Origin of the sequence: Methylobacterium goesingense, from assembly GCF_022179225.1 — a bacterium.
GTDB lineage: Bacteria > Pseudomonadota > Alphaproteobacteria > Rhizobiales > Beijerinckiaceae > Methylobacterium > Methylobacterium goesingense.
In genome coordinates this window covers 1-25,074 of the sequence record NZ_BPQL01000045.1, presented here as the reverse complement: position 1 = coordinate 25,074, position 25,074 = coordinate 1, and the positions used below count along the sequence as shown (strand labels likewise).

General features: G+C 72.6%; 20 protein-coding genes and 1 pseudogene. 14 read left to right on the top strand and 7 right to left on the bottom strand.

Features of this window, described 5'->3' with window-relative positions:
- A pseudogene (locus MFF30_RS09015) lies at positions 1–423 on the top strand (DNA topoisomerase); the annotation flags it as partial.
- Positions 424–462: 39 nt separating this feature from the next.
- Here MFF30_RS09015 and MFF30_RS25955 read toward each other — a convergent pair.
- Complete coding sequence (locus MFF30_RS25955; protein ID WP_279578357.1) at positions 463–591, bottom strand: hypothetical protein; 129 nt, start codon at positions 589–591, stop codon at positions 463–465.
- Between the two features lie 635 nt (positions 592–1,226).
- Between MFF30_RS25955 and rocF the strand changes: the two genes are divergently transcribed.
- Positions 1,227–2,210: an arginase gene (gene rocF, locus MFF30_RS09010; protein WP_238278888.1), complete on the top strand. Its 984-nt coding sequence runs from the start codon at positions 1,227–1,229 to the stop codon at positions 2,208–2,210.
- A 165-nt stretch (positions 2,211–2,375) separates the two neighbouring features.
- Positions 2,376–3,596, top strand: coding sequence for a sensor domain-containing diguanylate cyclase (locus MFF30_RS09005; protein WP_238278886.1), 1,221 nt, complete (start codon positions 2,376–2,378; stop codon positions 3,594–3,596).
- Positions 3,597–3,831: 235 nt separating this feature from the next.
- Here the strand turns inward: MFF30_RS09005 and MFF30_RS09000 are convergent, their stop codons facing one another.
- Positions 3,832–4,953, bottom strand: coding sequence for a nickel/cobalt efflux transporter (locus tag MFF30_RS09000; RefSeq protein ID WP_238278884.1), 1,122 nt, complete (start codon positions 4,951–4,953; stop codon positions 3,832–3,834).
- 28 nt (positions 4,954–4,981) lie between these two features.
- The gene (locus MFF30_RS08995) at positions 4,982–5,260 is read right to left on the bottom strand and encodes a metal/formaldehyde-sensitive transcriptional repressor (RefSeq protein WP_059409694.1); all 279 of its coding nucleotides are present in this window, start codon (positions 5,258–5,260) and stop codon (positions 4,982–4,984) included.
- 44 nt (positions 5,261–5,304) lie between these two features.
- On the opposite strand from MFF30_RS08995, the gene MFF30_RS08990 reads away from it, so the two are divergent.
- From MFF30_RS08990 to MFF30_RS08975, 4 genes are all read left to right on the top strand, one after another.
- On the top strand, positions 5,305–5,547 hold the full coding sequence (locus MFF30_RS08990; RefSeq protein WP_306424566.1) for a DUF1289 domain-containing protein: 243 nt from the start codon (positions 5,305–5,307) through the stop codon (positions 5,545–5,547).
- Positions 5,548–5,840: 293 nt separating this feature from the next.
- Positions 5,841–7,091: a metallophosphoesterase family protein gene (locus tag MFF30_RS08985; protein ID WP_238278880.1), complete on the top strand. Its 1,251-nt coding sequence runs from the start codon at positions 5,841–5,843 to the stop codon at positions 7,089–7,091.
- A gap of 123 nt (positions 7,092–7,214) precedes the next feature.
- Positions 7,215–9,821 carry a M48 family metallopeptidase gene (locus MFF30_RS08980; RefSeq protein WP_494337910.1) on the top strand — a complete coding sequence of 869 codons (2,607 nt, stop codon included), beginning with the start codon at positions 7,215–7,217 and terminating at the stop codon, positions 9,819–9,821.
- Positions 9,822–9,915: 94 nt separating this feature from the next.
- Positions 9,916–13,362, top strand: a complete 3,447-nt coding sequence (locus MFF30_RS08975; RefSeq protein WP_238278878.1) for a YhaN family protein — start codon at positions 9,916–9,918, stop codon at positions 13,360–13,362.
- A gap of 18 nt (positions 13,363–13,380) precedes the next feature.
- On the opposite strand, the gene MFF30_RS08970 is transcribed toward MFF30_RS08975, so the two are convergent.
- The gene (locus tag MFF30_RS08970) at positions 13,381–14,079 is read right to left on the bottom strand and encodes an OmpW/AlkL family protein (protein ID WP_238278876.1); all 699 of its coding nucleotides are present in this window, start codon (positions 14,077–14,079) and stop codon (positions 13,381–13,383) included.
- Between the two features lie 341 nt (positions 14,080–14,420).
- Here MFF30_RS08970 and MFF30_RS08965 point away from each other — a divergent pair, with 341 nt between their 5' ends.
- Positions 14,421–15,671 carry a GGDEF domain-containing protein gene (locus tag MFF30_RS08965; RefSeq protein ID WP_238278874.1) on the top strand — a complete coding sequence of 417 codons (1,251 nt, stop codon included), beginning with the start codon at positions 14,421–14,423 and terminating at the stop codon, positions 15,669–15,671.
- Positions 15,672–15,835: 164 nt separating this feature from the next.
- On the opposite strand, the gene MFF30_RS08960 is transcribed toward MFF30_RS08965, so the two are convergent.
- Positions 15,836–16,960, bottom strand: a complete 1,125-nt coding sequence (locus MFF30_RS08960) for a hypothetical protein (protein WP_238278872.1) — start codon at positions 16,958–16,960, stop codon at positions 15,836–15,838.
- A 68-nt stretch (positions 16,961–17,028) separates the two neighbouring features.
- Positions 17,029–17,952, bottom strand: coding sequence for a LysR family transcriptional regulator (locus MFF30_RS08955; protein WP_238278870.1), 924 nt, complete (start codon positions 17,950–17,952; stop codon positions 17,029–17,031).
- A gap of 108 nt (positions 17,953–18,060) precedes the next feature.
- Here MFF30_RS08955 and MFF30_RS08950 point away from each other — a divergent pair, with 108 nt between their 5' ends.
- Positions 18,061–18,882: an NAD(P)H-dependent oxidoreductase gene (locus tag MFF30_RS08950; protein WP_238278869.1), complete on the top strand. Its 822-nt coding sequence runs from the start codon at positions 18,061–18,063 to the stop codon at positions 18,880–18,882.
- Here the strand turns inward: MFF30_RS08950 and MFF30_RS08945 are convergent.
- Complete coding sequence (locus MFF30_RS08945; protein ID WP_238278867.1) at positions 18,861–19,769, bottom strand: LysR family transcriptional regulator; 909 nt, start codon at positions 19,767–19,769, stop codon at positions 18,861–18,863. The two genes, MFF30_RS08950 and MFF30_RS08945, sit on opposite strands and share 22 nt — an antisense overlap.
- 144 nt (positions 19,770–19,913) lie before the next feature.
- On the opposite strand from MFF30_RS08945, the gene MFF30_RS08940 reads away from it, so the two are divergent.
- From MFF30_RS08940 to MFF30_RS08920, 5 genes are all read left to right on the top strand, one after another.
- On the top strand, positions 19,914–20,873 hold the full coding sequence (locus tag MFF30_RS08940) for an ABC transporter substrate-binding protein (protein WP_238278865.1): 960 nt from the start codon (positions 19,914–19,916) through the stop codon (positions 20,871–20,873).
- A 32-nt stretch (positions 20,874–20,905) separates the two neighbouring features.
- Complete coding sequence (locus MFF30_RS08935; protein ID WP_238278890.1) at positions 20,906–21,727, top strand: ABC transporter permease; 822 nt, start codon at positions 20,906–20,908, stop codon at positions 21,725–21,727.
- Between the two features lie 8 nt (positions 21,728–21,735).
- Positions 21,736–22,515, top strand: coding sequence for an ABC transporter ATP-binding protein (locus tag MFF30_RS08930; protein ID WP_238278863.1), 780 nt, complete (start codon positions 21,736–21,738; stop codon positions 22,513–22,515).
- Positions 22,516–22,606: 91 nt separating this feature from the next.
- Positions 22,607–23,524, top strand: coding sequence for a polysaccharide deacetylase family protein (locus tag MFF30_RS08925; RefSeq protein ID WP_238278861.1), 918 nt, complete (start codon positions 22,607–22,609; stop codon positions 23,522–23,524).
- Positions 23,514–24,368, top strand: a complete 855-nt coding sequence (locus MFF30_RS08920) for an alpha/beta hydrolase (protein ID WP_238278859.1) — start codon at positions 23,514–23,516, stop codon at positions 24,366–24,368. Before MFF30_RS08925 ends, MFF30_RS08920 begins: the two co-directional genes overlap by 11 nt.
- Positions 24,369–25,074: the final 706 nt, after the last annotated feature.

Genomic DNA, 25,074 nt, shown 5'->3' with positions numbered 1-25,074 from the left:
ACGCCCGCCATGATCGCCTTCGCGGTGTCCCTGGCCGCGCGCAAGGGCGTGCCCCTGCCGCGGGGGTGCAAGAGCAGCCTGGCCCGCTGCCGGGCCTTCCTCGATGCCCATGCGGGGGCGCGTGCGGCGGTGGGTCCGAAGGGGGCTGAGCGGGCGCCGAGCCCGGCCATGCTGGCCTATGCGCGTCGACTCGCGGAGACGCGGGGGCTGGATTGTCCGCCCGAGGTCGAGGCGCAGTTCGAGGCCTGCCGGCGCTTTCTCGACGCGCATGCGGCGGGCGCGGGGGCCGACGAATCGGTCGGTCGCCCGATCAGGACGTCGGCTAAGCGGCTGCCGCGGGAGTCCGCGAAGGAGACTGGCAGGCCGGCGGCCCGGCCGCGGCGCGCGAGCGCCAAGCGGGCACCCCGTGGTGCATCATGCTGAGGGTTTGCCTGCAACCTGTCACACGGCAGGCACCCCGTGTCAGGTGGCGGCGGGCCGGTTGCGGAACAGCCCGCCGAAGCTCTGGAACGGCAGCCAGAGGAGCTTGAGGAAGGCCCGGATCGTCAGGACGGCGGCGACGGTGAGGAGCGCCAGCAGCGTTTTGATCATGGGTAGACTCCTTGTACCAGGGACCGGTCGGCGCCGCCTCACGGCGGACCCATCGGCCGAGGACCATTGGGCTCCGAGAACCCGGCGGGATTAAGGACGCAGCCGGGGCGGACCGGGTGTCGCACCCGCTCGGGCGGGACCTCCGGAGGCTGGGACCGGAATGGTTAACAAAGACTTGCCGGCGAAGACTGTCCCGGTGAAGCCCGCCCCGGCGCGGACCGCGCCGCCGAAGGGCGCGCGCGGGCGAGATTTTCGTCTTGCCAGAATGGTTCGCCTCCGAGTGGAGCGGCTGCACCCGGCCCGGCGGCGATCCTGGAATCGCCGCGGAACGGTAGGACGGCCGCCATGGCGGACGCGTGCGCAGCAAGACCAGTCGCGGCCGCGACCGCAAGGCCGATTCACCGATCGCCTCCAGACCAAATCCGTACGGTGTTCGATCGGTTCTCGCGGTAACGGGTTCCTGCCGCCGCCGCTGATCCCGTCATCGGTTCGTCCCCGAGCGGACCGGCGTCTTGAAGGCGTCGTCACCCCGGCCCACCCTGCCCCATCGCGAGGCGGCACGGTCCTGGCAGGACACGGCCCGGCGAGAGGCCGCCGCACCGCCGGCTCCGCAGCGGACGCGAGGGAGACGGGCCATGACGAATCCCCTGGGTACAAATCCGCCGGGGACCAATCCCCCGACGGGGAATCCGCGCTGCATCCTCATCGGGGCCCGCGTGCAGGAGGGGGCCGGGCGCCTGGGCTGCGACATGGGGCCGAGCGCCTACCGGGCCGCGGGCCTCGCCGAGACCCTGTCGGGGCTCGGCCACGACATCGTCGATGCGGGCGATCTCGCGCCGCCGCCGCCCGTGGCAGCCCCGGCGCGCGCCCACCCCAACGGGGCCTTGCGGCATCTGCCCACCTTCGCGGCCTGGACGGAGATCCTCGCCGCGGCGGCCTTCGCGGCGAGCGGCGAGGGCCTGCCGATCTTCCTCGGGGGCGACCACAGCCTCTCGGCCGGCACCCTCTCGGGCCTTGGGTGCCGGGCGGCGGCCGAGGGACGCCCGCTCTTCGTGCTCTGGCTCGACGCACACGCCGATTTCCACACCCTCGCCACCACCACGAGCGGCAACCTGCACGGGGTGCCCCTGGCCTACGCCACCGGGATGCCGGGCTTTTCCGGCTACCTGCCGGCCCCGCCCGCCCCCGTCGACCCGGCCCATGTCTGCCTCATGGGCACCCGCAGCCTCGACCCGGCCGAGCGGACGGCGGTGCGCGCGGCCGGGGTGCTGGTCCACGACATGCGCACCATCGACGAGGCCGGCGTGGTCGCGCCGCTCAGGGCCTTCCTCGGCCGGGTCGCGGCGGCGGGCGGGCGCCTGCATGTCAGCCTCGACGTGGATTTCCTCGATCCCGGCATCGCCCCGGGGGTCGGCACCACGGTGCCGGGGGGCGCCACATTCCGGGAGGCGCACCTGATCATGGAGATGCTGCACGATTCCGGCCTCGTCGGCAGCCTCGACCTCGTCGAGCTCAACCCCTTCCTCGACGAGCGCGGACGCACGGCCCACCTCATGGTCGATCTCGCCGCCAGCCTGATGGGCCGCCGCGTCCTCGACCGGCCGACCCAAAGCAACTGACCCGTTCGACGATGCATTGCGGCCATGCCGTGACAGAATCACAACGTATTGCACCGGCCGGGCTCAGATTGCACGAAAAACGACGAACAATACGAGGCAATTCGGTAATGATCTTTGGGTAGATCCTCTCGGAATGCCCGACGCTGGGGTCCATGAGACGACGCGATGCAGAATGAGGAACAGGCGCGGCTGGCCGCCCTCGACCGCTACGACATCCTGGATACGCCGCAGGAGGAGGCCTTCGACCGCATTACCCGGTTGGTCCGGCGGATCTTCGACGTGCCGATGTCGACCATCTCGCTGGTCGACGCCCATCGCCAGTGGTTCAAGGCCCGCTCGGGCGTGGAGGCCTGCGAGACCGCGCGGGGGCCGGCCCTGTGCAACATCGCCCTGCGCGAGCCGCGCTGCCTCGTGGTGCCCGACACCGCCGCCGACCCGCGCTTCTCGGCCAACCTCTTTGTGCTCGGGCCGCCGCTGATCCGGTTCTATGCCGGCGCGCCCCTGCGGACCCCGCAGGGCGTCGCCATCGGCACCCTGTGCGCCCTGGACACCCAGCCGCGCGACTTCCGGCCGGACGAGGTCGAGACCCTGCTCGATCTCTCGCACGTGGTGATGCGCGAACTCGAATTGCGGCGCGTGGCCACGACGGACGGGCTCACCGGCGCCCTGTCGCGCCAGGCCTTCCGCGAGGCCTGCGCGGGCGCCCTGGCCCTGGCCCTGCGGCACGGGCAGCCGCTCGCCTGCCTCATGCTGGACCTCGACCATTTCAAGGCGGTCAACGACGGGCACGGCCATCCGGTCGGCGACCGGGTCCTGGCCGAGGTGGCGGCGGCCTGCCGGTCGCGGCTGCGCGGCTCCGACGCCTTCGGCCGACTCGGCGGCGAGGAGTTCGCGATTCTGCTGCCCCAGACCGGCGCCGCCGCCGCCCTGGCGGTGGCCGAGACCCTGCGGGCGGCGATCGCGAACCTGCGCGTGCCGATCCCGGACGGGACGCTGCGGCTGACCGCGAGCCTCGGCGTGGCGGCCCTCGATGCGGGCACCACCGAGGCGGACAGCCCGGAGGTGGACGGCCTGCTGGCGAGCGCCGACGCCGCGCTCTACGCCGCCAAGGCCGCGGGCCGGAACCGCTGCGCCGGCGCGCCGCGACTGTCCTCCGGGGCCGGCGCCCGGCGCGTTCTGAAGGCGGGGCTGCTCTCCTTCGACGACGGCCGCGCGGGGCTCGACTGCACCGTGCGTAGCCTGTCCGAGGCGGGGGCCGCCCTGAACGTGGTCGACGCCCGCGACGTGCCCGAGACCTTCCGCCTCTCGATCCGCGACGACCGTTTCTCCCGCCGCTGCCGCATCGCCCTGCGGCGGGACGGGCACCTCGACGTCGCGTTCGTGTGAGGGCCTGTGGAGGCCCCGCGTGAGGCCGGGCGCGCCTGGCTCGGAGGGGCGTCCCCGCCGGGACAGGCGGGGGTGAAGCCGGAATGACGGGTTCTGAGATCGGGCCTCCGCCGTCAGGGGGGAGGCCGCATCGCCATGATTGCGGGGGGAATCCTCACAGGGTGGCACTCGGCCCGTGGTCTTTCTTCCGGAAGTGGACGTTTCGTCTGCGACGCAAAAGCCGCCATTCGCAAAATCAGGAGCGTTGCACAGCGTGGACCTCGGCCGCATGTTCAACCGGGTTGCGCTGGATGCCCTGCCAGCCGAGCCAGCCGGTGTAGAGGCCGACCAGCACGATCAGCGCCGCCGAGGCGTAGGGCGCCTGCCGGGCGAAGCCGCTGAACCCGGACCAGCGTGAGGCGACGTGCTTGACGCTGAGCGCCGCCAGCACGCCCGCCGACACCATCGTCAGGGCCAGCCCGATGCTGAAACACACCACCAGCGCGAAGCCGAGGCTGAACTCCTTCAACTGGATGCAAAGTAGCAGCACGGTGATCGCCGCCGGGCACGGGATCAGGCCGCCGGTCAAGCCGAACAGTACGATCTGTCCCGTCGTCACCTGCCGTCCCGTGAACCGCCGCCGGATGTCCTCGGCATGGGCTCGCGCATGGGCGTCGTCCTCGTCGCCCAGGTTCATGTGGTCGTGATCGTGCTCCTCGAACACGACTTCGTGGACCTCCGCACCTGCTGTGCCGTCGATGTGGAGCCGTGCGGTGAAGGCATGCGGCTCGGGGACTTCTTCCAGGCTCTCCAGGATGTCGTCGCGGCCCAGCAGGGTGAACATCTGCCGGGTGCCATCCGGTCGGATCGTCTCGACGCTGACGTTCTGTGACGACAGCAGCACGCCCGCGATCCGGCTCAGCCGCCAGCGCGGCGGGACGCCATCCTCGAAGACTTCCAGCTTGAGCACGCCATCGCGGGCGGTGATGTCGTGGCCTCCCTCATGATGGTGGTGATGGGAATGGTCGTCATGCTGCTCATGCCACGTCCTCCAGGCCATCCAGAGAGCGATCCCCACGATGAGGATGGCTGAGGCAAGCTGGAAGTATGGCTCCGCCGTCTCACCGCCCCACGCCTTTCCGAGGTACTGACCGCCGAGCGCGATGATCCAAACGACCGCCGTATGCGAAAGCGTCGCTGCCAAGCCCAGCAGGACCGCCTGGGTGACCGTACCCCTGACCGCGATGATGAAGGCCGCCATCATCGTCTTGGAGTGCCCCGGCTCCAGGCCGTGCAGGGCGCCGAGCAGGATCGCGCTCGGCACGAACAACCATGCGTGCGCGGTTCCCTGCTGGAGCAAGTCGGTCAGTGAGGTCATGGGCAGTGAGGTCACGGGGCGGCGTCCACTATTTCAGGTAGGTCCGCACCGCCTCGATCAAGTCGGCCGCGCCCTGGGCGCGAGCGGCGTCCGGCTCGTTATCCGGGTTCACGACGTGGTGGCGGATGTGATCTTCCATGAGTTCGGCGGTGAGGCCGTTGATGGCCCCTCGCATCGAGGCGACCAGCATCAGGACGTCCGTGCAGCCGATCTCGGCCTCTAGGGCTCGCTCGACGGCTTCGGCCTGTCCTTTGATCCGGCGCACGCGCGCCAGCAGCTTGGTCTTGTCCTTGACGGTGTGGGCCATCGTCGGTCCTTCCGATTAGGTAATATAGGGGGGTACCCTATATAATGTCGAGTGTGGGTATCGCCCTGAGGGCAGAGGGGTCTCGTATCATGAAGAAGGATGACCCCTGCATTGGGGTGTGCCGGTGGGACGGGCGTTCGGGTTGGTGCGTGGGCTGCGGTCGAACCGTCCCGGAGATCAAGGCGTGGCGGAAGCTCTCGCCCTATCGGCGCTCCGCCCTGCTGCGTGAGTTGCCGCGTCGGGTCGAGCAATGTCGACTATCGCCCGCGAAGCAGACGCCTCACTGATAGCCGGCTAATGACAGACATCCATCCATTCCGGGCGTAGATTTTCGACCCACGGGTGCCTGAAAGCGGATGTTCCTGACGACTGTCGCAAAGGGTCGACGGCGGCCGCGCGGGGTGCGACCGCACCGTGCGCAGCCTGTCCGCGGCTGGGGCTGCCTTGAACGGGGTCGACACCTTTCGCCGAGCCCTCACGGCCCCGCGTTGCAATCGGCCGCCAAACCCGCGAGGTTGCGGCCCCGCCCCGGATCTCGACCGCGTGGGGCGCGCGAGCCCAGGGACCCCGTCCGCGTTCCATGTCCGCGTTCACCTTCATCCACGCCGCCGACCTGCATCTCGGCAGCCCCCTCGCCGGCCTCGCCCTCAAGGACCCGGAGATCGCCCGGCGCTTCGCCTCGGCCGGGCGCCGGGCCTTCGAGGACCTCGTCGGACAAGCCATCGAGCGGGGCGTCGCCTTCCTGATCGTGGCCGGCGACGTCTATGACGGCGACTGGTCGGACAACACCATCGGGCTGTTCTTCGCCCGGCAGGTCGCCCGCCTCGACCGGGCCGGCATCCCCGTCATCCTGGTGCGCGGCAACCACGACGCCGAGAGCGTCATCACGCGCTCGATTACCCTGCCGGCCTCCGTGCGCGGCTTTTCCGCCACCCGGGCCGAGACCCACCGCCTGGAGCCCCTCAAGGTGGCGCTGCACGGGCGCAGCTTCCCCAACCGGGCGGTGGAGGAGAACTACGCCCTCACCTACCCGGCCGCCGTCCCGGGCTGGTTCAACATCGGCGTGCTGCACACCTCCTGCACCGGCCACGCGGCCCACGCCACCTACGCGCCCTGCTCGGTGGCGGATCTGGCGGGGCGGGGCTACGCCTACTGGGCGCTCGGCCACGTGCACGACTACGCCGAGCTTTCCCGCGACCCCTGGATCGTGTTCCCGGGCAACCTCCAGGGGCGCAGCATCCGCGAATGCGGGCCCAAAGGCGCCGTCCTGGTTTCGGTCGCCGACGGCCGGGTGAGCGGCGTGGAGCGCCTGATCGTCGACCAGGCCCGCTTCCACGCCCTCGAGGTCGACCTCTCGGGCGTCGCCGGCGAGCGCGAGGCGGTCGCGGCGATCGAGGCGGCCCTGCGGCCCCTCGCCGAGGCGGCGGCCGCGCGCCTCCTGGCCGTGCGGGTGCGCCTGTCCGGGCAGACCCCCGCCCACGACCGCCTCGCCGCCGACCGCGAGGGCCTCACCGCCGAGATCCAGGCCGCCGCCCACCGCATCCACGAGGACATCTGGCTGGAGCGCCTGCGGATCGAGACCGAGCGTCCCCGCCGGCCGGACACCGAGGCCCGCCCCGAGGCCTTCGCGGCCATCGACCCCGCGACCCTGCTGGCGGCGGTCGACCACGAGCCGGAGTTCCGCGTCCGCGCCCGGGCGGCGCTCGCCGAGATCGCCGCCAAGATGCCGGCCGGCCTCGCCGCCGAGGACGATCTCGCCGCCGACCTCGACGCCCTCTGCGCGGAGGCCGAGGCGGTGATCCTCGGCCGCCTCTCCGGGCGGACCTGCTAGAACCCGGCCCGAACCCGCCGGCCCCCGAGATCCCGCACCGAGGAGGTTTGTCCGATTTTCAGCTCGACTCCCTCGCGCCCGCCCCTGCGTCTGCGCGCCCTCGCGAGCCTCGTCGCCGCGACGGTGCTGCTGCCGCTCGCCTTCGTGCTGCTCGGGCTCTGGGAGGGGCGCCGGGCCGAGGACGATCGGGCCGCCTTCGCGGCCGAGCAGGCGCGCCTGTCCGCGATCGTCGCGGATCTCGCCGCGCGGGCGCCGCAGGACGGGCGCGTCGATTTCCGCCTGCAGTTCCGCCAGGGCGGCCAAGTCTACGGCGGACCCCTCGCCCTCGACAAGGCGCGCGCGGCCGAGAGCCAGGCCGCGACCCTGACCACGCTGATGGATTGGCGCCGCCTGCTGCCCCCCGTCGTCGTGGCGGGGGGCGGGCTCGCCGCCCTCCTCTCGGTCCTGGTGCTGCTGGCCGGTGCCGCGCTCGGCTGGGTGGGCCGCAGCTCGCGCGACGCCCTGGTGCGCGGCTTCTCCCTGGTGCGGCGCCTGCTGCCGGCGACCCTCGCGCTCCAGATCCTGGCGGCGGCCACCGCGACCGTCGCCGCCGTGATCTTCGAGGCGGGGCTCCTGGCGCAATCCGGCCTCAGCGGCGACGCGATGAAGCTCCTGGGCATCGCGGCGGTCGCCGTGGGGGCGATCCTGTGGGCCGCCGGCCGCACCGTCCTGGGCCTGCGCCGGGCGCTGGCCGCCTTCGAGCCCGACCCGCTGCCGATCTTCGGCCGCCGCGTCTCACCGGCCGAGGCGCCCGGACTGTGGCGCCTCACCGAGGGCCTCGCCGAACGCCTCGGGGCCCTGAAGCCCGAGGCCGTCGTGGTCGGCCTCACCGGCGGCTTCTTCGTCAGCGCCGGCCCGGCCGTGCTCGAACCCGGCGGCGAGCGCCTGACCGGCCGGATCCTCTACCTGCCCCTGCCCTACCTCGCGCTGATGCGGGGCGACGAGGTCGCGGCGATCATCGGCCACGAGCTCGCCCACTATGCCGGCGGCGACACCGCCTACAGCCAGCGCTTCCTGCCGATCTATGCCGGTGTCGGGCGTTCCCTCGACGCCGTGGCGGCGGGCCACCAGGGCTCGCTCGGGCTGCTCGGCCCGTCCCTGCGCCTCGGCCTGTTCGTGATGGAGCGCTTCCACCTCGCCGTGCGCCACTGGAGCCGGGCCCGGGAATTCGCGGCCGACGCGGCCGGTGCGGGGCTCACCACGCCGGAGGCCGCCGCCCGCGCGCTGCTGCGCACCGGGGCCGTCCAGCCGCGCATCGCCGAGGCCCTGGACGCGGCCGCCGAGACGCCCGGCGGGGCGCCCGCCGACCTCGTGGCCGCCGCCCTCGACCGCGCCGTCGCCCGAGGCCTCGACGATCCGGGCCTGCACCTGGAGGCGGAGCAGGCCCACCCCACCGATACCCATCCGCCGACCCGCGAGCGCATGGCCGCCCTCGGTGTCGCCCTCGACCCGGACCTTCTGGCGCGGGCCGCCGCCACGCCGCCGCCGCACGCCCTCGGGCAGCTCGGCGGCTACTTCGCTGACCCCGCCGGGCTCAGCCGGGACGCGACGGCGGATTTCCTCGGCGCAGTCCAGGACCACGAGGCGGCGGTGCGGGCCCATCTGGAGGCGACGGCGGAAGCCGTCGACGAGGCGGATTGGGTGCTGCGCGACAACAGCCGTCCCGGCGCCATCGTCCTGCTGGTGGCCGGCGGCCTGTTCGCCGCCGCGGCCCTGGGACTGGTCGGCCTCGGCCTCCCCGGGCTCGCGACCGGGCAGGCCGGCCTCGTGGCGGGGGTGGCGCTCGCCCTCGGCGCCCTCCTGGCCGCGTTCGGCGCCTACCGCCTGCGGCGGGGCGAGCGGACCACCCTGATCCTGCGTCCCGCGGGGCTCGCCGTGCCCGGCCTCGACCGCACGATCGCCTGGGGCGAGGTCGCCGATCTCGACATGCGTGTGAATCGGACCGGCCTCGTCACCCGCCTGCTGCTGTCCCCGCAGACGCCATTCCCCGGGCGCGTGCCGGGCGGGCGCGGCCTGACTCTGGACCCGAAGCGCCGGATCGTCACGATCGCCCTCGGCCTGCCGCGCCGGATGACGCCGCAGGACTTCGCCGACGCGATCGGCCGCTACCGGGCCATGGCGGAGGCGCGGCGGCTCCTGGCCGAGGCCGACGACGGCTCCGCCGACCGGCGCCTGGCCGACGCGGCCGCTCCGGCGGCCGCCCCCGTTCCCCCGCGCCTGCCGTCCCCCGCCCTGGGTTGGATCAACGCGTTCTGGGTCCTGTTCGGCGTCGCCTGCCTTGGGGCCGTCCTGGTGGCCTGCGCGATCTACACCGCGCCGGTGGTGGCCTCCGACTGGCAGGTCCGCGCGCGCGCAGAGCCCGTTCCCGGCGCCAGGGTGCGCGACGGCTCCTGCAGCGCCAAGCTCATCCTCCACATCTGCGATGCGACGCTCAGCCTGCCCACGCCCGGCGGCGCGGTGACCCGGCGGGTGAACTACGTGTTCGCCGGGCTGCAGGCCGGGGAGGTCCGCCTCGCGGTCCTGGCCGACCCGGCGCGCCCGGACCTCGCCACCACCGATCTGGGCCTCGACCGGCTCTGGAACCGGACGGTCACCCTCCTGGTCATCGCCCTCCTGATCGTGGCCTGCATCGTGGGCGCGATCGCGTCCCTGGTCCGCAGCCGGCGCGAGTCCCGGCCGGCCGCCGGGTGACGCTGCGCCGGTCCGTTCCGGCGCTTGCGGATGGTCCCGGCCGGGACCAAACGTCGGACCCCGAATTCCAGACCCGCACCTCCGCAAGGTCCCGATGCGTCTCCTCAGACTCGACCTCGAACGCTACGGCCCCTTCACGGGCCGCACGGTCACGTTCCGGCCGGATGCGCGCCTGCACGTGGTGCTGGGGGCCAACGAGGCCGGCAAGAGTTCGGCGCTCAGCGCCGTCACCGACCTCCTGTTCGGCATCGAGACGCGCACCCGCTACGACTTCCTGCACGACATGCCGCAGATGCGCATCGGCGCCGAGATCCGCGCCGCCGACGGGCGCAGCCTCAGCTTTCGCCGCCGCAAGGGCACGAAGAATACCCTGGTGGACGCCGCCGACGCGGCCCTGCCGGAGGATGCGCTGGCCCCCTTCCTCGGCGGGCTCGGCCGCGAGGTGTTCTGCCGCGCCTTCGGCCTCGACGCCCGCGCCCTGCGGGCAGGCGCCGTCGAGATGATGGACGCCGAGGGGGAGGTCGGCGCCAGCCTGTTCGCGGCGGCCTCGGGCTTGCGCGGCTACAGCGGCCTCCAGGCCGAGCTGGAGGGGGAGGCCGAGCGCATCTTCATGCCGCGCGCCGCCCAGAGCCGGACCTTCTACCAGGCGCTGGCCCGCTACGACGAGGCCCGCAAGGCGATCCGGACGGGGGAGCTGCGGGCCGGCGACTGGCGCGACCTCAACGGCGAGATCGAGGCGGCCGGGGCGGCGCTCGCCGCCCTCAAGGCGGAGCGCGGGCGCCTCGCCGCCGAGCGCGCCCGCCTCACCCGCCTGCGCCGGGTCGGCCCGCTCCTCCAGGCCATCGACGCCGTGGCCGTGCCGGGGGCGACCGAGGGCGACCCGGTCGCCGTGCCGGAGGCCTGGATCGACCGGCTCGGCCAGGCGCTCGCCGCCCTGCGCGCGACGGGCGAGGCCGCGACCCGCACGCAGGCGGCCCTCGCGGAGGCGTCGCTCGCCCTGGAGGCGGTGCCGGTGGACGAGGGCGTGCTCGCCCGCGCCGACGAGATCCTGGAGGCGTTCCGCGGCACCGACCGCTTCGACAAGGGTGGCATCGACCTGCCCCGCATCCAGGGCGAGGCCGATGCCTTCGCGCGGGACCTCGCCCAGCTCGCCGCCCGGATCGGCCTGCCCGACGCCGAGGCGTTGCGCGCGCGCCAGCCCTCGGACGCCGCCCGCGCCCGCATCGAGGGCCTGATCCGTGCCGGCCGCGAGGATTCCGCCGCCCTGACCCGCCTGGAACAGGACCTCGCCGCCCGCCGGGGCGAGCGCGACCGCCTCGCTGCCGCCACGGAGGCGGCGGCGGGCCTTTCCGACCCGGCCCCCCTGCGGGCCGACCTCAAGGCCTTCGCGGCCCTGCGCCGCGACATCGACCGGCGCGACGACCTCGACGCCGCCCTCACCCGCGAGGCCGGCTCGATCCGGATGCAGGCGGCCCGCCTGAGCCCTCCGATCCCGGATATCGCCGCCTACACTGCCGGGCGCCCGCCCTCGGCCGAGGCGGTGACGCGATTCCGGCGCACTCTCGACGCGGTGCTGCGCGAGCGCGACCGGGCCGCCGACCGCCTGGAGGCGGCCCGGGGCGCGGTGGCCCAGCGCCGCGCGCGCCTCGCCGCCCGGGCCGCCGGGCGGCCGATCCCGACCCGCGACGACCTCCTGGCCCTGCGCGCCCGCCGCGACGCCCTGCTGGCGGACCTGCCCGGCGGCGCGCCGGACGATTTCGCCCGCTTCGGTGTGGCGCTGGCCGCCGCCGACCGGACGGCGGACGACCTCGTGGCCGACGCCGCCCGGGTCGCCGAGCAGGACGCCGACACGGCCCGCCTGGACGCCGAGGCGGCCGAGGCGGCAGCGGCGGAGAAGGCGCTCGCCGATTGCGAGGCGCGGCTCGCCGAGGGGACCACCGCCTGGCGCGCGGCCTGGGCGCCTTGCGGGATCGAGCCCGCCGCCCCGGCCGAGATGGCCGTCTGGCTCGGCGAGGTCGAGGCCCTGCAGGACGCCGCGCAGGGCCTGGAGACCACGCGCCTGGAGCAGGCCCGCATGGCCGCCCGGGTGGAGGCCTGTCGGGCCCCGCTCGCCGATCTCAGCCGCCGGGCGGGGCTGCCCGCTCTCGAGGGCCTCGATGTCGGCCGGATGCTCGCGCGGGTCGAGGACCGGGTCGCCGAACTCGGCCTGCGCTGGGAGGCGGTGGGTGAAGCTCGAACGCGCGCCAAAACCGCCGCCGAGCAGATCGCCCGCGCGGAGGCGGCCTTGGCCGAGGTGCGGACCCGCCGGGACGCCTGGCGCGCGGCCTGGGGGCCGGCGCTGGCGGGCCTCGGCCTGCCCGAGGGGGCCGATCCGGACGAGGCCGAGGCGGCGCTCGCCGCCTGGCGGGCGGTGCCGGCGGCGCTGTCCGAGCGCGACAACCGCCTCGGCCGCGTCAATGGTATCCTGCGCGATAGCGCGGTCTACCGGGAGGCCGTGGCGCGCCTGACGCAGGCGGTGGCACCCGATCTCGACCCCCTGCCCCCCACCGCCGCCCTGAAGGCCCTGCACGCCCGCCTCCAGAACGCCCTCAGGGACGAGACCCGCCGGGCGGAGCTGGCGCGCCAGCGCGACGCGGCGGAGGCGGCCCGCGCCCAGGCCGCCCGCGCGGCACAGGGGGCCGGGGCGGACCTCGCCGCCCTCCTGTCGGAGGGGCCGGCCCTACCCCCCGGCACCGACCCGGAGGCGCTGCACGCGCGCCTGACCGCGCGCCGGGCCCGCGAGGCGGAGCTGGCCGAGCGCCGCGCCGAACTCGCCCGGGCCGCCGAGGGCCAATCCGAGGCCGACCTGCGGGCGGAGCGCGCGGCGCTCACCGGGGACGACATCGAGGGGCTGATCGCCAACCTCGCGGCCGAGGAGGACGACCTCGACCAGCGCGGCAAGCTCGCCTTCGCCGACCGCGACCGGCACGAGCGCCGCCGGACCGAGCTGGAGGGCGGCATCGGCGCCGAACTGGCGCTCGCCCAGCGCAAGGCGGCGGAAGCCGAACTGCAGGCCAATGCCCGGCACTGGGCGGTGCTCAAGCTCGCGGGCCTGATGCTCGGCACCGCCATCGGCCGCCACCGGGCCGGCCAGCAGGACCCCCTGCTGACCCGTTCCGGCGCCCTGTTCGGGGCGCTGACCGGGGGCGCCTTCGCGGGCCTCGCCCAGGATTACGATGCCGCCGACACCCCCCGCCTCGCCGGGCGCCGCGCCACGGGCGAACTCGTGCCGGTGGAGGGCTTGAGCGAGGGCACCCGCGACCAGCTCTACCTCGCCCTGCGGCTGGCCTACCTGGAGGATTACGCCGCCCGGGCCGAGCCCGCCCCGTTCATCGGCGACGACCTCTTCCTCACCTTCGACGACGCCCGCACCGCCCACGGCCTCGAGGCCCTGGCGGCGGTGGGCGACACCATCCAGCCGATCCTGTTCACCCACCACCGCCACGTGGCGGACCTGGCGCGGGCCCGGCTGGGAGATGCGGTCGACGTGCTGGACCTCTGATCCGGTCCGGGACCGGTATCAGAACCGGTAGCCGAGGCCCGCGCCGACGACGAGCATGTTCAGGTCGGCCTCCACCTTGACGCCGCCGATCGCGTAGGATTGCGTTGGCACGAAGACGTACTTCACCATGGCGTTCGCGAACCAGTTTCCGCCGAGGTGGTAGTCGAGGCCGGCCTGGAGCACGGGGCTGACCTGAGCCTTGAGCTTGAAGTCCGGGATGCCCCTGGCCGGCGTGATCGCGATGGGCGTCGAGGCGGCGACCCCGATGCCGAGATAGGGATTGAGGCGCGCCCCCGGCAGGAGGTGAAGCTGCACGAGCCCCATCGCCGCCGCGTTCCAGATCGATCCGATCGCGATGTCGCCCGCCAGCGAATCCCGGATGACCGGTCGGGTCCGGACGGCCCCGGCCTGGGCCTCGACGGCCACGTGGTCCGTGAGGAAGTACGACACGTCGAAATCCGGCAGGACGGCGGCCGGCGTCTCGACGCGCCCGCCGATCAGGTCGATGCGCGAGCGGCTCTCCGTGGGGATCGACCCGGCGAGCCGGCCCCGGACGAGCCAGTCCCCGGCCCGCAGGCCCCCGCCCGGCTCCGGACGCGCGCCGGCCGGTGGCGGCGCCTCCCCGGACGGCTCCGCCGCCCCCGCGGGCCCCGCCCCCGGCACCAGGGCGAGGAGGGCGCCCAGGATCGGGACGAGGCGTGAGACGAACGCCGACATGGGGAATGCTTTCCGAGATGTGCGTCCGCACCGGTATCGGGACGTGGCCCCCGAGGGACGGGCCGCCCGCGGCGGTCTCCGATCTATGGGCGAAAATGCTTTACGGAACTTTGATACATGCGCCTTGCTTCGTTTTTTAAGACTTGCCGTGCGTAATTTCGGAAAGTCCGGATTTAAGTTGATTAAAGACAGAATTTTATCGGTTCGGACATCAAATCATGCGACTGTCCGTGGCTCGGTGGGCTTTCCTGTTCCCAGAAAAATTTCAGGCATGAAACAAGATTTCCAGAGTCCCGCGTTTCGGCGCGGCGCGGCTTCATGGATGCGGGAAGCGGCGTTCCATGACGCTTGATCTCTACACGCTTCACTTCGCCAGCGCGGCCAGCCGGTTCGGCTATGTTGTCGTCTTCCTCGTGATGGCCGTCAGTCAGCCCCGTCAGGCCCATCTCTGGCAATGGATGGGGGCCATGGGCGCGTCGATGGCGGGGTCGCTCGTCATGATGCACGTGCCGCCGGACGAGATGCCCGCCGTTCCCCTGGCGATGGCCGTCCACTGGCTGTACGGCGCGAGTCTGGTCCTCGCCTGGACCGGCCTGCGCAGCTTCTTCGACCGGCCCGTCAATGTCGGGCTCGGCGTCGGTTTCGTCGCCGTCACGGGCTTCCTTTACCCGGTGCTGCTCGGCCTCGGCCTCTCCACCCGGCTGGCGCTCGCGGCGATCTTCGCCAGCTGCCTCGTGGTGACCCTCCTCGTGACGTACGAGACCGTCCGCGTTTCGGCCGGGGCCGAACGGCTCTGGGCACAGTCCATCGAAACCGTGGCGTTCGGGTTCTATGCCCTCGTCTTCCTGCTCTCGATCGGGATGCTCGTCGGCACCGATCTGCTGGTCGCCTCGGCCGAGAGCGCGCGCATCTCCATGATCGTGGATCAGGTCATGGGGGTTTTCATCTATTTCGGCTTCGTCGCGATGGCCGCCGAACGGGCCAGCCGTGCCCTCCTCCGGCTCGCCGAGACGGATCCGCTCACGGGCCTGTCCAATCGCCGCGGTCTGCAAACGCGGCTCCACCGCCGCTTCCCGCTGCCGGGCGCGTGTCCGGTGGGGGGCGTGCTCATCCTGGACATCGACCACTTCAAGGCCATCAACGACCGCCACGGGCACGGGGGCGGAGACCTCGTGCTGATGGCGTTCGCAGCCCGGATGAAGGCCGCGCTCCGGGCGACGGACCTGATCGCCCGCTGGGGGGGCGAAGAGTTCCTGGTGGTGCTTCCGGACGTCGATGCGAACGAACTCCTGCGCGTCGCCGAACGCCTGAGGGCGAGCATCGCCGAGGGGCCGTTTCCCCTCCCGGCGGGCGCCCTGGCGGTCACCGTCAGCATCGGATGCGCCATGATGGGACCCGACGTCCCGGGCTTCGAGGACGCGGGCTTCGAGGACGTGGGCTTCGAGGACGCGGCGCGACAGGCCGATACGGCGCTGTACGAGGCGAAGGCCCAGGGGCGGGACCGCGTCTGCCACGGCCTGCCGACCGTACCGGCGCGCGGCGCCCAGGCCTGGGCCGACGACGTACCCTTCGGAGGCCTTCGCCTCGCCTAAGCAGGCTTCGCAAAAGTGGTCGCCGGTCTTGCGGCTGAAACCTGCGACATCTCGAAGAGCGAATCAGGGTGAAGCGTCGGCTTGCCAAGGCGAACCTGCTTAGGCGCGCTTTGACGGAACGGAAACCGGCGCGTCGCGCAGGCGGTGGCGCCCAGGGGGCAGGCTCATCCGGCCCGGACGCAGCCGTCGTCCCCCGATGGCTCGAGGCGCATCCGCGGCGGGGGCCGGCGCCAGATCGCCCGACCGAGGAGCAGGCCGAGCCGGCGGCAGAACAGCGCCACCCCGAAGCACCACATCACCCCCGCCAGCAGCGCGCTCGCCAGGGCCGTGAGGCCGGCGCCGAGGGCCAGGGCGCCCCGGCCGAGGAGTGCGAGGGCGGCGCGGGTGCGGGGCCCGAGGCGCTCGCTGAGGCGCACCGCCCGGGCCATGTCGGCGGGGTCGCGGGCGAGGCCGAGCGCCTGCATCACCCCGCGCTGGCCCGTGCGGCGGCCGAGGACGAGGGTGTCGCCGGCCAGATTGGTCAGGCGCGCCACCGTGCCGGGGCGGATCGCGAGGCCGGCGGCGGCCCGCGCCCCTGCGAGGTCGAGGCGCGCGGAGGCCGCGACGGCCCGGGCCACCGCCTCGCGGTCGAGGCCCGCCCGCACCGTGCGGCCGAGGCTCGCGGCGAGCGCGGGCGAGAGCCGGCCGCCGCGCTGGGCCGCCTTCAGCACGGTCATGCCCGCGCGGGGGGCCGCCCCCGCCCCGGCCGTCCAGGTGGCGAGCGTGAGGGGCAGGCCGACCAGGGCCATGCCGAGGAGGAGCGGGTCGTAGGGCTCGGCGCGGGCGTAGCGGCCGCCCTCGCGCAGGAGGTCGCGCAGGTCGCCGAACCCGGTGACGTCGGCGGCCAGCGACCCGGCGAGGCCCGCATTCCCCTCGGCCTCGCCCGAGACCGCCCCGAGGGCGAAATCCCGCGCGGCGCGCAGGGGCCGCCCCTGCGCCAGGGCCTCGGCCCGCGCCCGGCGCGTCGGATCGACCGGCAGGGCGCGCGCCTCGGCCAGCGCCAGGAAGCTCAGCGCGAGGTCCTCGTCCTCGGCGGCCAGGGCCGCATCGAGCTCCGCGTTCAGGCTGTCCGGGGTGGCCGCGCGCTCCAGGCGGATCTCCGCGAGGGCACCCGGGTCCTCGGCCGCCGCAAGGAGACGCCCGGCGAGGATGGCCGGCACCGCGACGGGGGCCGCCGCGACCGCCAGGGCCGCTCCGCCCGCGAGCAGGCCGATCCATGCCGCCGCCCCGCGCAGGCGCCTCGATGTCATGTCGTTGCACTCCCGATGTTTTCGCGATTCCGCCCTTCATAGGCCAGGGCCGGGTTCGAGGCGACGCGTCAACCCTCGGGCGCGAGGCCCGGAACCCGGGCCATCTCCGCCACCAGGGCGTCGATGAGCAGGCGGATGCGAGCAAGGCCGGCGCGCTCCGGGGCGATCAGCAGGTTCACGGGCACGGGCGGCGGCGCGAAGCCGGGCAGGACCACCTCGAGCTGCCCCTCTGCCAGCAGGTCGTCGACGAGCCAGAGATGGGTTGCGCCGATCCCGCGTCCCGCGCGCAGGGCCTCCCGCGCGCCGAGCCCGTGATCGACCCGGAAGCGTCCGCCGAACGGCAGCGCGTGACGCCGCCCGTCCGGCCCCCGCAAGGTCAGCGTGTCGCTGCCCGCCACGTTCGACATACGCAGACCCTCGTGGTGGGCAATGTCCTCCGGCGCGCTCGGCCGCCCCCGCGCCGCGAGGTAGGATGGCGCCGCCGCTAGCAGCCGCCGGCTCTGTCCCAGGGGCCGCAGCTTCATCGCGCTGTCGCTGAGCGGCCCCAAGCGGAGCGCCAGATCGACGCCGTCGCGCACGAGATCGATGCGGGCGTCGCTGAGGCTGAGGTCGATGGCGATCCCGGGGTGGCGGTCCTGGAAGGCGAAGAGGATGCGGCTGACATGGCGCACCCCGAGGGCCGCCGTGCAGGAGACCCGAATCGTGCCCGCCGCCGCCCCATGCATGCCCCGCGCCTCGTCGCGGGACTGCTCGACGAGGCGCAGGATCTGGAGGCAATCGGCGTAGTAGCGGCCGCCCTCCTCCGTCATGGCCACACGCCGTGTGGTCCGGCTCAGGAGGGGCACGCCCAGGGCCGCCTCCAACCCGCGCAGGTGGCGGGTGATCGTCGACTGGCCGACGCCGAGTTCCCGCGCCACCGCGGTCAGGCTCCCGCGCTCGGCCACGCGCACGAAGCTGCGCATGCGCTCCAGGGTGACGTCGGCATCGTCCATGGGGATTGATCCGCTCAGCGGCATGATCCTATGCATTTCCGAGATCTAACGGTTCAATGCCGGGCGAGCTAGTTCCGGGCTCACGCATCCCTACCGGAGCCCCGCCCCATGAACGTCCTCCTCGTCTTCGCGCATCCCGAGCCGCGCTCCCTCAACGGATCCCTGCGGGACGCGGCCCTCGACGAACTCCGCCGACAGGGCCACGCGGTCCGGGTCTCGGACCTCTACGCCATGGGCTGGAAGGCCGCGGTGGATCGCTCGGATTTTCCGTCCCTCCCGGCGGGCGGGCGCCTCGGGGTGGCGGCGGCCTCGGGCCAGGCCTTCGCGGCCGGGGCACTCACCGACGATGTCGGAAGCGAGCAGGAGGCGCTGCTCTGGGCGGACGCCGTGATCCTGCAGTTTCCCCTGTGGTGGTACAGCATGCCGGCGATCCTGAAAGGCTGGGTCGACCGGGTCTATGCCCATGGCTTCGCCTACGGCGTCGGCGAGCACAGCGACCGGCACTGGGGCGACCGCTTCGGCGAAGGGCGGCTGGCTGGAAAGCGCGCCATGCTCGTCGTCACCGCCGGCGGCTGGGACTCGCATTACGGGCCGCGCGGCATCAACGGACCGATCGAGGACCTGCTGTTTCCGATCCAGCACGGGATCCTCTTCTATCCCGGCTTTTCCGTGCTGCCGCCCTTCGTGGCCTACCGCGTCGACCGCCTCGACGCGGCCGGGTTCGATCGGCTGGAGACGGATCTGCGCGCGCGGATGCGGGACCTCGCGACCACCCCGCCGATCCCCTACCGGCGGCAGAACGGCGGCGATTACGCCGTTCCGAGCCTGACTTTGCGCCCCGGCCTCGGGGCACCGGGAGCGGCCGGCTTTGCCCTTCACCGCGACGCCCCGGGGGATGGCCGCCCGGCTCAGGAAACATCCGCTCCGTAGCGCTGGTGCAGGCTGCCGGCGAAGCGGTCGGCGAACTTGGCGGTGGCCACCGGCAGGGTGCGCCCGCGCAACTGCGCCAGGATCAGGGACATCGGGGGAAGGTCCCGGGCGTCGATGGGGCGCGAGCACAGGCGGGGATCGTCCGGGATGCCGCTCGGCACCTGGAGGCTGACGGCGTCCTCGCGCAGGACGAGGTTGCGCAGAAATTCGAGCGAACTCGACTCGATGACCGCGTTCAGCGGCGCGCCCCGGCGGGCGAGGGCGTCATCGAGGTGGTGGCGGATGGCCAGGGACCGGTCCGGCACCGCCATCGGGTGTACGAGGCAGTCGCGCAGGCGCACCGGGCCGGTCTCGGCGGCCAGGGGATGCCCCGCCCGCATCAGGGCGCAGAGCGTCTGTCGGCAGGAGAACAGCACCTGCATGTCGGCCGAGGGCGGCGGCTGCAGCACCAGGGCGAGGTCCGCCTCGAACTGCGTCAGCGCCGCCACCGCCTGGACGTGGTCGCGCACCTGCACGGTGAAGGTCACCTGGGGGAAGAGCGCCCGGTAGGCCTCAACCTCGTCCGGCACCACGTGGTTGACGAAGGCCTGGCTGCAGGCCAGCGCCACGTGGCCGCGCCGGACCCCGGAGAGGTCGGCGATCTGCGAGCGCACCCGCTCCAGGTCGGCGCGCTGGTCGCGGATGTGGCGCACCAGCAATTCGCCGGCCGCGTTGAGGCGCATGCCCTGGGCCACCCGCTCGAAGATCGGCGTGCCGAGCTCGTACTCGATGTCCTGGATCTGCCGGGTCAGGGCCGAGGGCGTGATGTTGAGCCGCTCCGCCGCCCGGCGGATCGCCCCGTGGCGGGCCACTTCGGCCACGTAGGTGAGGATGCGCAGATGTTTCATCACGGAGGGGGCCGGCCGTCGGGCCCCCTGTTTCCGAAATCGCAACGGCCCAGTCAAGAAACAGCACTCGTGCGCAACAGGGGAGCGCCCTAGCCTGGGGGCTGAGATTCGTCCTTCCGAGCCCCGCTCGCCGGAGTCGCGCCCATGATCCGCCGCCGCACCCTTCTCGCCGGCCTCGGGGCCGGTCTTCTGGCCGCGCCCCTCGGGCTTGCCCGCCCGGCCCGCGCGCAAGCGCCCACCGTGATCCGGATGGGCTCCCTGAAGCTCATCCACTCCATCGCGCCGCATTTCTACGCGCAGTTCACGCCCGCCGGGTACACGGTCGAGGTCGTGCCCTTCGAGAGCCCCACCGAGTGCAAGAACGCGGTGGTGACGAAGTCGGTGGATTTCGGGACCTTCGGGATCGCGGCCGGCACCCTGGGCGCCGCCGCCGGCGAGCCGCTGGTCATCATCGCCTCCACCTGCAACCGCGGCATGGCGATCATCGCCAAGAAGGATGCGGGCATCGCCGCGATCAAGGACCTGAAGGGCAAGCGCGTCGCCCTCTGGCCCGGCTCGACCCAGGAGGTCTTCGCCCTGGAGCGCCTGCGCCAGGAGGGAATGAGCGTCAAGGACATCACTCCGGTGCGGATCTCGTTCTCAGAGATGCACATCGCCCTCGCCCGCGGCGACATCGATGCCTATGTGGGCGCCGAGCCAGCGCCGGGCGTGAGTCTCGCCAGCGGCGTCGGCAGCCTCGTCGAGTATCCCTACGGTACCGAGATGGGCGCCCTCAACATGGTGTTCGGAGCGCACGCCGACACCACGGCGCAGCGGCCCGAGATCGTCCGCACCATGCTGGAGATCCACCGCAAAGCCACCGACTACGCGCAAGCCAACCGCGAGGCGATGATCGCCATGGCGGTGGCGAAACTCGGCCAGAAGCGCGAGGCCCTGGAACTCTCCGCCCCCAACGTCGGGCTGAAGTGGAAGCTGGGTGAGACCGAGATCGCCCAGGCCAAGGTCTATGCCGACCGCATGCTGGCGTTGAGGCAGATCAAGCGCCTGCCCGATTTTGCGACCTTCATCGACACCCGCTTCGTCGACGCCATGAGGGACGCGTGAGCGCCAACCCGGCCGTCGCGGCGGCGGCGCCCGTGCCGGCGGCCCCGTCGTCCCGGCCGCGCGTCGCCGTGCCGTGGGCGCGCCTGCGCGAGGCGGCCCTGGCCCTCGCGATCCCCGCCGTGCTCGCGATCGTTTGGCATTTCCTCACCACGGGGCGGCCCTACAGCCTGATCCCGCCGCCGGCGGAGGTCTGGACCGCGCTGGTCGACCTCGCGGTCGGGGGCATCAACGACGACGCCTTCAGCGCCACGCTGCTCACGCATCTCGGCGCCTCGCTGTCGCGGGTCTACGGGGGCTTCGCCCTCGCGGTGCTGTTCGCTCTGCCGCTCGGCCTCCTCATCGGCCGGGTGCCGCTGATGCGCCAGCTCCTCGACCCGACCTTCCAGATCCTGCGGCCGGTGCCCGTCACCGCCTGGCTGCCGCTGGCCATGATCCTGTTCGGGCTGGGGCCGCGCTCGGCCTATTTCCTGGTCTTCCTCGGGGCGTTCTACCCCATCCTCGTCAACACCATCTTCGGGGTCCGTTCGGTGGAGCCGCGCCTGTTCGAGGCCGCCAGCATGCTCGGCTGCCGGGGCTCGGCCCAGTTTGCCCGGGTGGTGCTGCCCGCCGCCCTGCCGTCGATCTTCACCGGCTTGCGCCTCGGCCTCGGCTTCGCCTGGGTCGTCATCGTGGTCGGCGAGATGACCGGCGTGCAGACGGGGCTCGGGGCCATCATCATGGAGGCGCGCCAGCTCTCGCGCACCGAGATCGTGATCTGCGGCATGATCGTGATCGGCGTCGCGGGCTTCCTGTCGGACCGGATCGTCATGCTGATCGGCCGTCGCCTCCTCGCCTGGAGTCCCTCGCATGGTTGATCCGGTCCATGGCTGAACCCACCCTCCCGATCCTCGAGATCCGCGACGTCGGCAAGACCTTCGCGGTGCAGGGCAAGACGGTCACGGCCCTGAAGGGGGCCAACCTGAGCGTGAAGCGCGGCGAGTTCGTCTGCCTCCTCGGCGCCTCGGGCTGCGGCAAGTCCACCTTGCTTCGCATCGCCGCCGGCTTCGAGGCGCCCTCCTCGGGCCAGGCCTGCATGTGGGGCAAGCCCATCGCGGGGCCCGACCCGGCGCGCGGCATGGTGTTCCAGGATTACGGCCTGTTCCCCTGGCTCTCGGTGCGGGACAACATCGGCTTCGGCCCGAAGTCGCGCGGGCGCCCGGCGGCGGAGATCCGCGACACGGTGGCCCGCTACATCGACCTCGTGGGCCTGGGCGCCTTCGCGGATGCGCATCCCCACCAGCTCTCGGGGGGCATGAAGCAGCGCGTCGCCATCGCCCGGGTGCTGGCCAACGAGGCCGAGGTGGTGCTGATGGACGAGCCCTTCGGGGCGCTCGACGCCATGACCCGCGAGCGCCTGCAGGACGAACTCCTCGACCTCTGGGGCCGCACCGGGCTCACCGTGCTGTTCGTCACCCACGCCATCGAGGAGGCGATCTTCCTCGCCGACCGCGTCGTGGTGATGTCCCCGAGCCCCGGTAGGATCGACGCCGTGCACGACATCGCCCTGCCCCGCCGCCGCGACGTCTCGAGCCCGGCCTTCAACGACATCCGCCGCATGCTCTCGGCCCAGCTCCACAGCCACCACGGCCGCGTAGCCGCCTGAGGGAGCGATCGGTTCCGATGATCGCGGCCATGCCCTGCCCACCCCCGCAGAAGGGGGAGGCAAGACCCCGCGCACACGGCTGCGAATCCCCATGACCGACCCCGACTTCTCCGACTCCCGTCGCCCCGAGCGTCGCCTCGCCTACCGGGCCGCCATCGACCGGCCGCGCCTCGTCCTGCCGGGGGGCAAGCACGTGGCGATCTGGCCGGTGGTCAACGTCGAGCACTGGCTCATCGACAACCCGATGCCGCGCCAGATCCTGGTGGCGCCGACGGGGGCGCCCCTGCTGCCCGATCTCGCCAATTGGGGCTGGCACGAATACGGGATGCGGGTCGGGTTCTGGCGCTTCCTCGCGGCGTTCGCGGCCCGCGGCATCCGCCCGACCCTCTCGATCAACGGCTCGGTCTGCGAAGCCTACCCGCACGTGGCGCAGGCCGCGCACGCCGCCGGCTGGGAGTTCATGGGCCACGGCTTCTACCAGGTGCCGACCCACCGCATCACGGACGAGCCGGCGATGATCGCCCGCACCCTTGGGGCGATCCGGGCGGTGACGGGGGCGAACCCACGCGGCTGGCTCGGGCCCGGCCTCACCGAGACCCTCGACACGCCCGACCACCTCGCCGCCGCCGGCCTCGACTATGTCGGCGACTGGGTGGTGGACGATCGACCCTGCCGGATCGCCACCGCGGCGCATCCCCTCATCGCCCTGCCCTACTCGGTGGAGCTGAACGACATCCCCCTGCTGGCGATCCAGCACCACCGGGCCGACGAGTTCGTGGACCGGGCGCTCACCCAGGTCGCGCGCCTCGCGGCGGAGGCGGCGGGCGACGGGCCGCTCGGCGGCGCCAAGGTGATGGGGGTCGCGATCCACCCCTACATCACCGGCGTGCCCCACCGCATCGGGCTGCTGGAGCGCCTCCTCGACGCCCTGCTCGCCCGCGACGATGTCTGGTTCGCCCAAGGGGGCGACCTCGTGGACTGGTATCGGGAGACCGGCGATGAGGCCTGAAACCGCAGCCGCGTCCGAAGCGGATTGGCGGGACCGCGACCGCGCCGCCCTGAGCCGGGCCTACGACAATTCCGGGGCGGTGGCCGACAGCGCCGCCCGCCTCGCCGCGTGGCGTGCCCGCAGCGAGGCTCTCCGGGCGCGGCCGGGCCACGTCCTCGACATTCCCTACGGCCCGGGCCCGCGCAACCGCATCGACCTGTTCGCCTGCGGACGCCCCCACGCGCCGCTGCTGGCCTTCATCCACGGCGGCTACTGGCAGCGCAACGCCAAGGAGGGCTTCGCCTGCATGGCGGAGGGGCACCTCGCCCACGGCCTCGACGTGGCGCTGATCGGCTACACCCTCGCGCCCGAGGCCACCCTGACGGAGATCGCCGACGCGATCGGCGCGGCCCTGCGGATCTTGCGCGTCCGCGACGTGGCCGCCGGCCTCGGGCGCCGGCGCCTCGTGGTCGCGGGCTGGTCGGCCGGCGGCCACCTCGCCGCCCTGGCGCTCGACGGGCCGGAGGCCGATGCGGGCCTCGCCATCAGCGGGATCTTCGACCTCGCGCCCATCGCCCGGACGAACCTGAACGACGCCCTCCGGCTGACGCCCGAGGAGATCGAGACCCTGTCGCCGATCCGCCGGACCACCCCGCGCGCGGCGCCCCTGGTCGTCGCCTGCGGGGGGAACGAACTGCCCGAACTCCGGCGCCAGTCGCGGGATTACGCGGCGGCGCGGATTGCGGCGGGGCTGGAGACCCACGCGATCGAACTCGACGGGGCGGACCATTTCTCGATCCTCGAAGCGCTGATCCATCCGGACGGGCGCCTCGCCCGTATCGCCGCCGATCTGGCGCAGGCCTGAGGACCCTGCCGCTTGGATGCTCCCCGAGTCGCAACGCCATTTGAGGGCGGTTTTTCAATTCGATGATTTTTGATTTCTCTGTGCAGCCTGGTCAAACCATTTCAGATAAAATTCATAGAACCAGTCGAGGGAATAGGAGGATTTATTCGGAAAACTGGAAAATCTTCGCTCGACGACATCGCAGTATGATCTTTCAGCGGAAAAAAGGCTGACTTTATTCATAGAAAAAAATGTCATTGTCTTCTGGAGAACGTGCCGTGACCGTGATGCTATAATTGTTATTGTAGTACCCAGCCTTTTCAAGGCTCATCATTTGATTTTGTTTCAGGGCAATGATTTGTGTAGAGAACGGAGTTCGTCCGCCATTCTCGCGGACAAACCGACTTCTGTTTGTAAATCGAAAATTGTTGTCCGCGAAGAAACGCTCGAAGTCCGCCTCGATCCGATTCGGATCGACATCCTTGCATTCCAGCCCGACGTAAAGGTTGGGTAAAAGATTTCCGGCTTGCGCAGAGGCCGAATGAACACAGAGACACAGAGCGAGCCAATACGGTCTTGAGCGTCGCATGGATGGTTTCCCGTGTGCCAAGCCGGCATTCTATCACGAGCCGCCGCCGGCCCCCTCACCGTTCCCGCCAGGCCTTTGCGATCTGATCGGCGAGGGGTTTGACGAGGTAGCTGAGCACGGATCGGTCGCCGAGCTGCA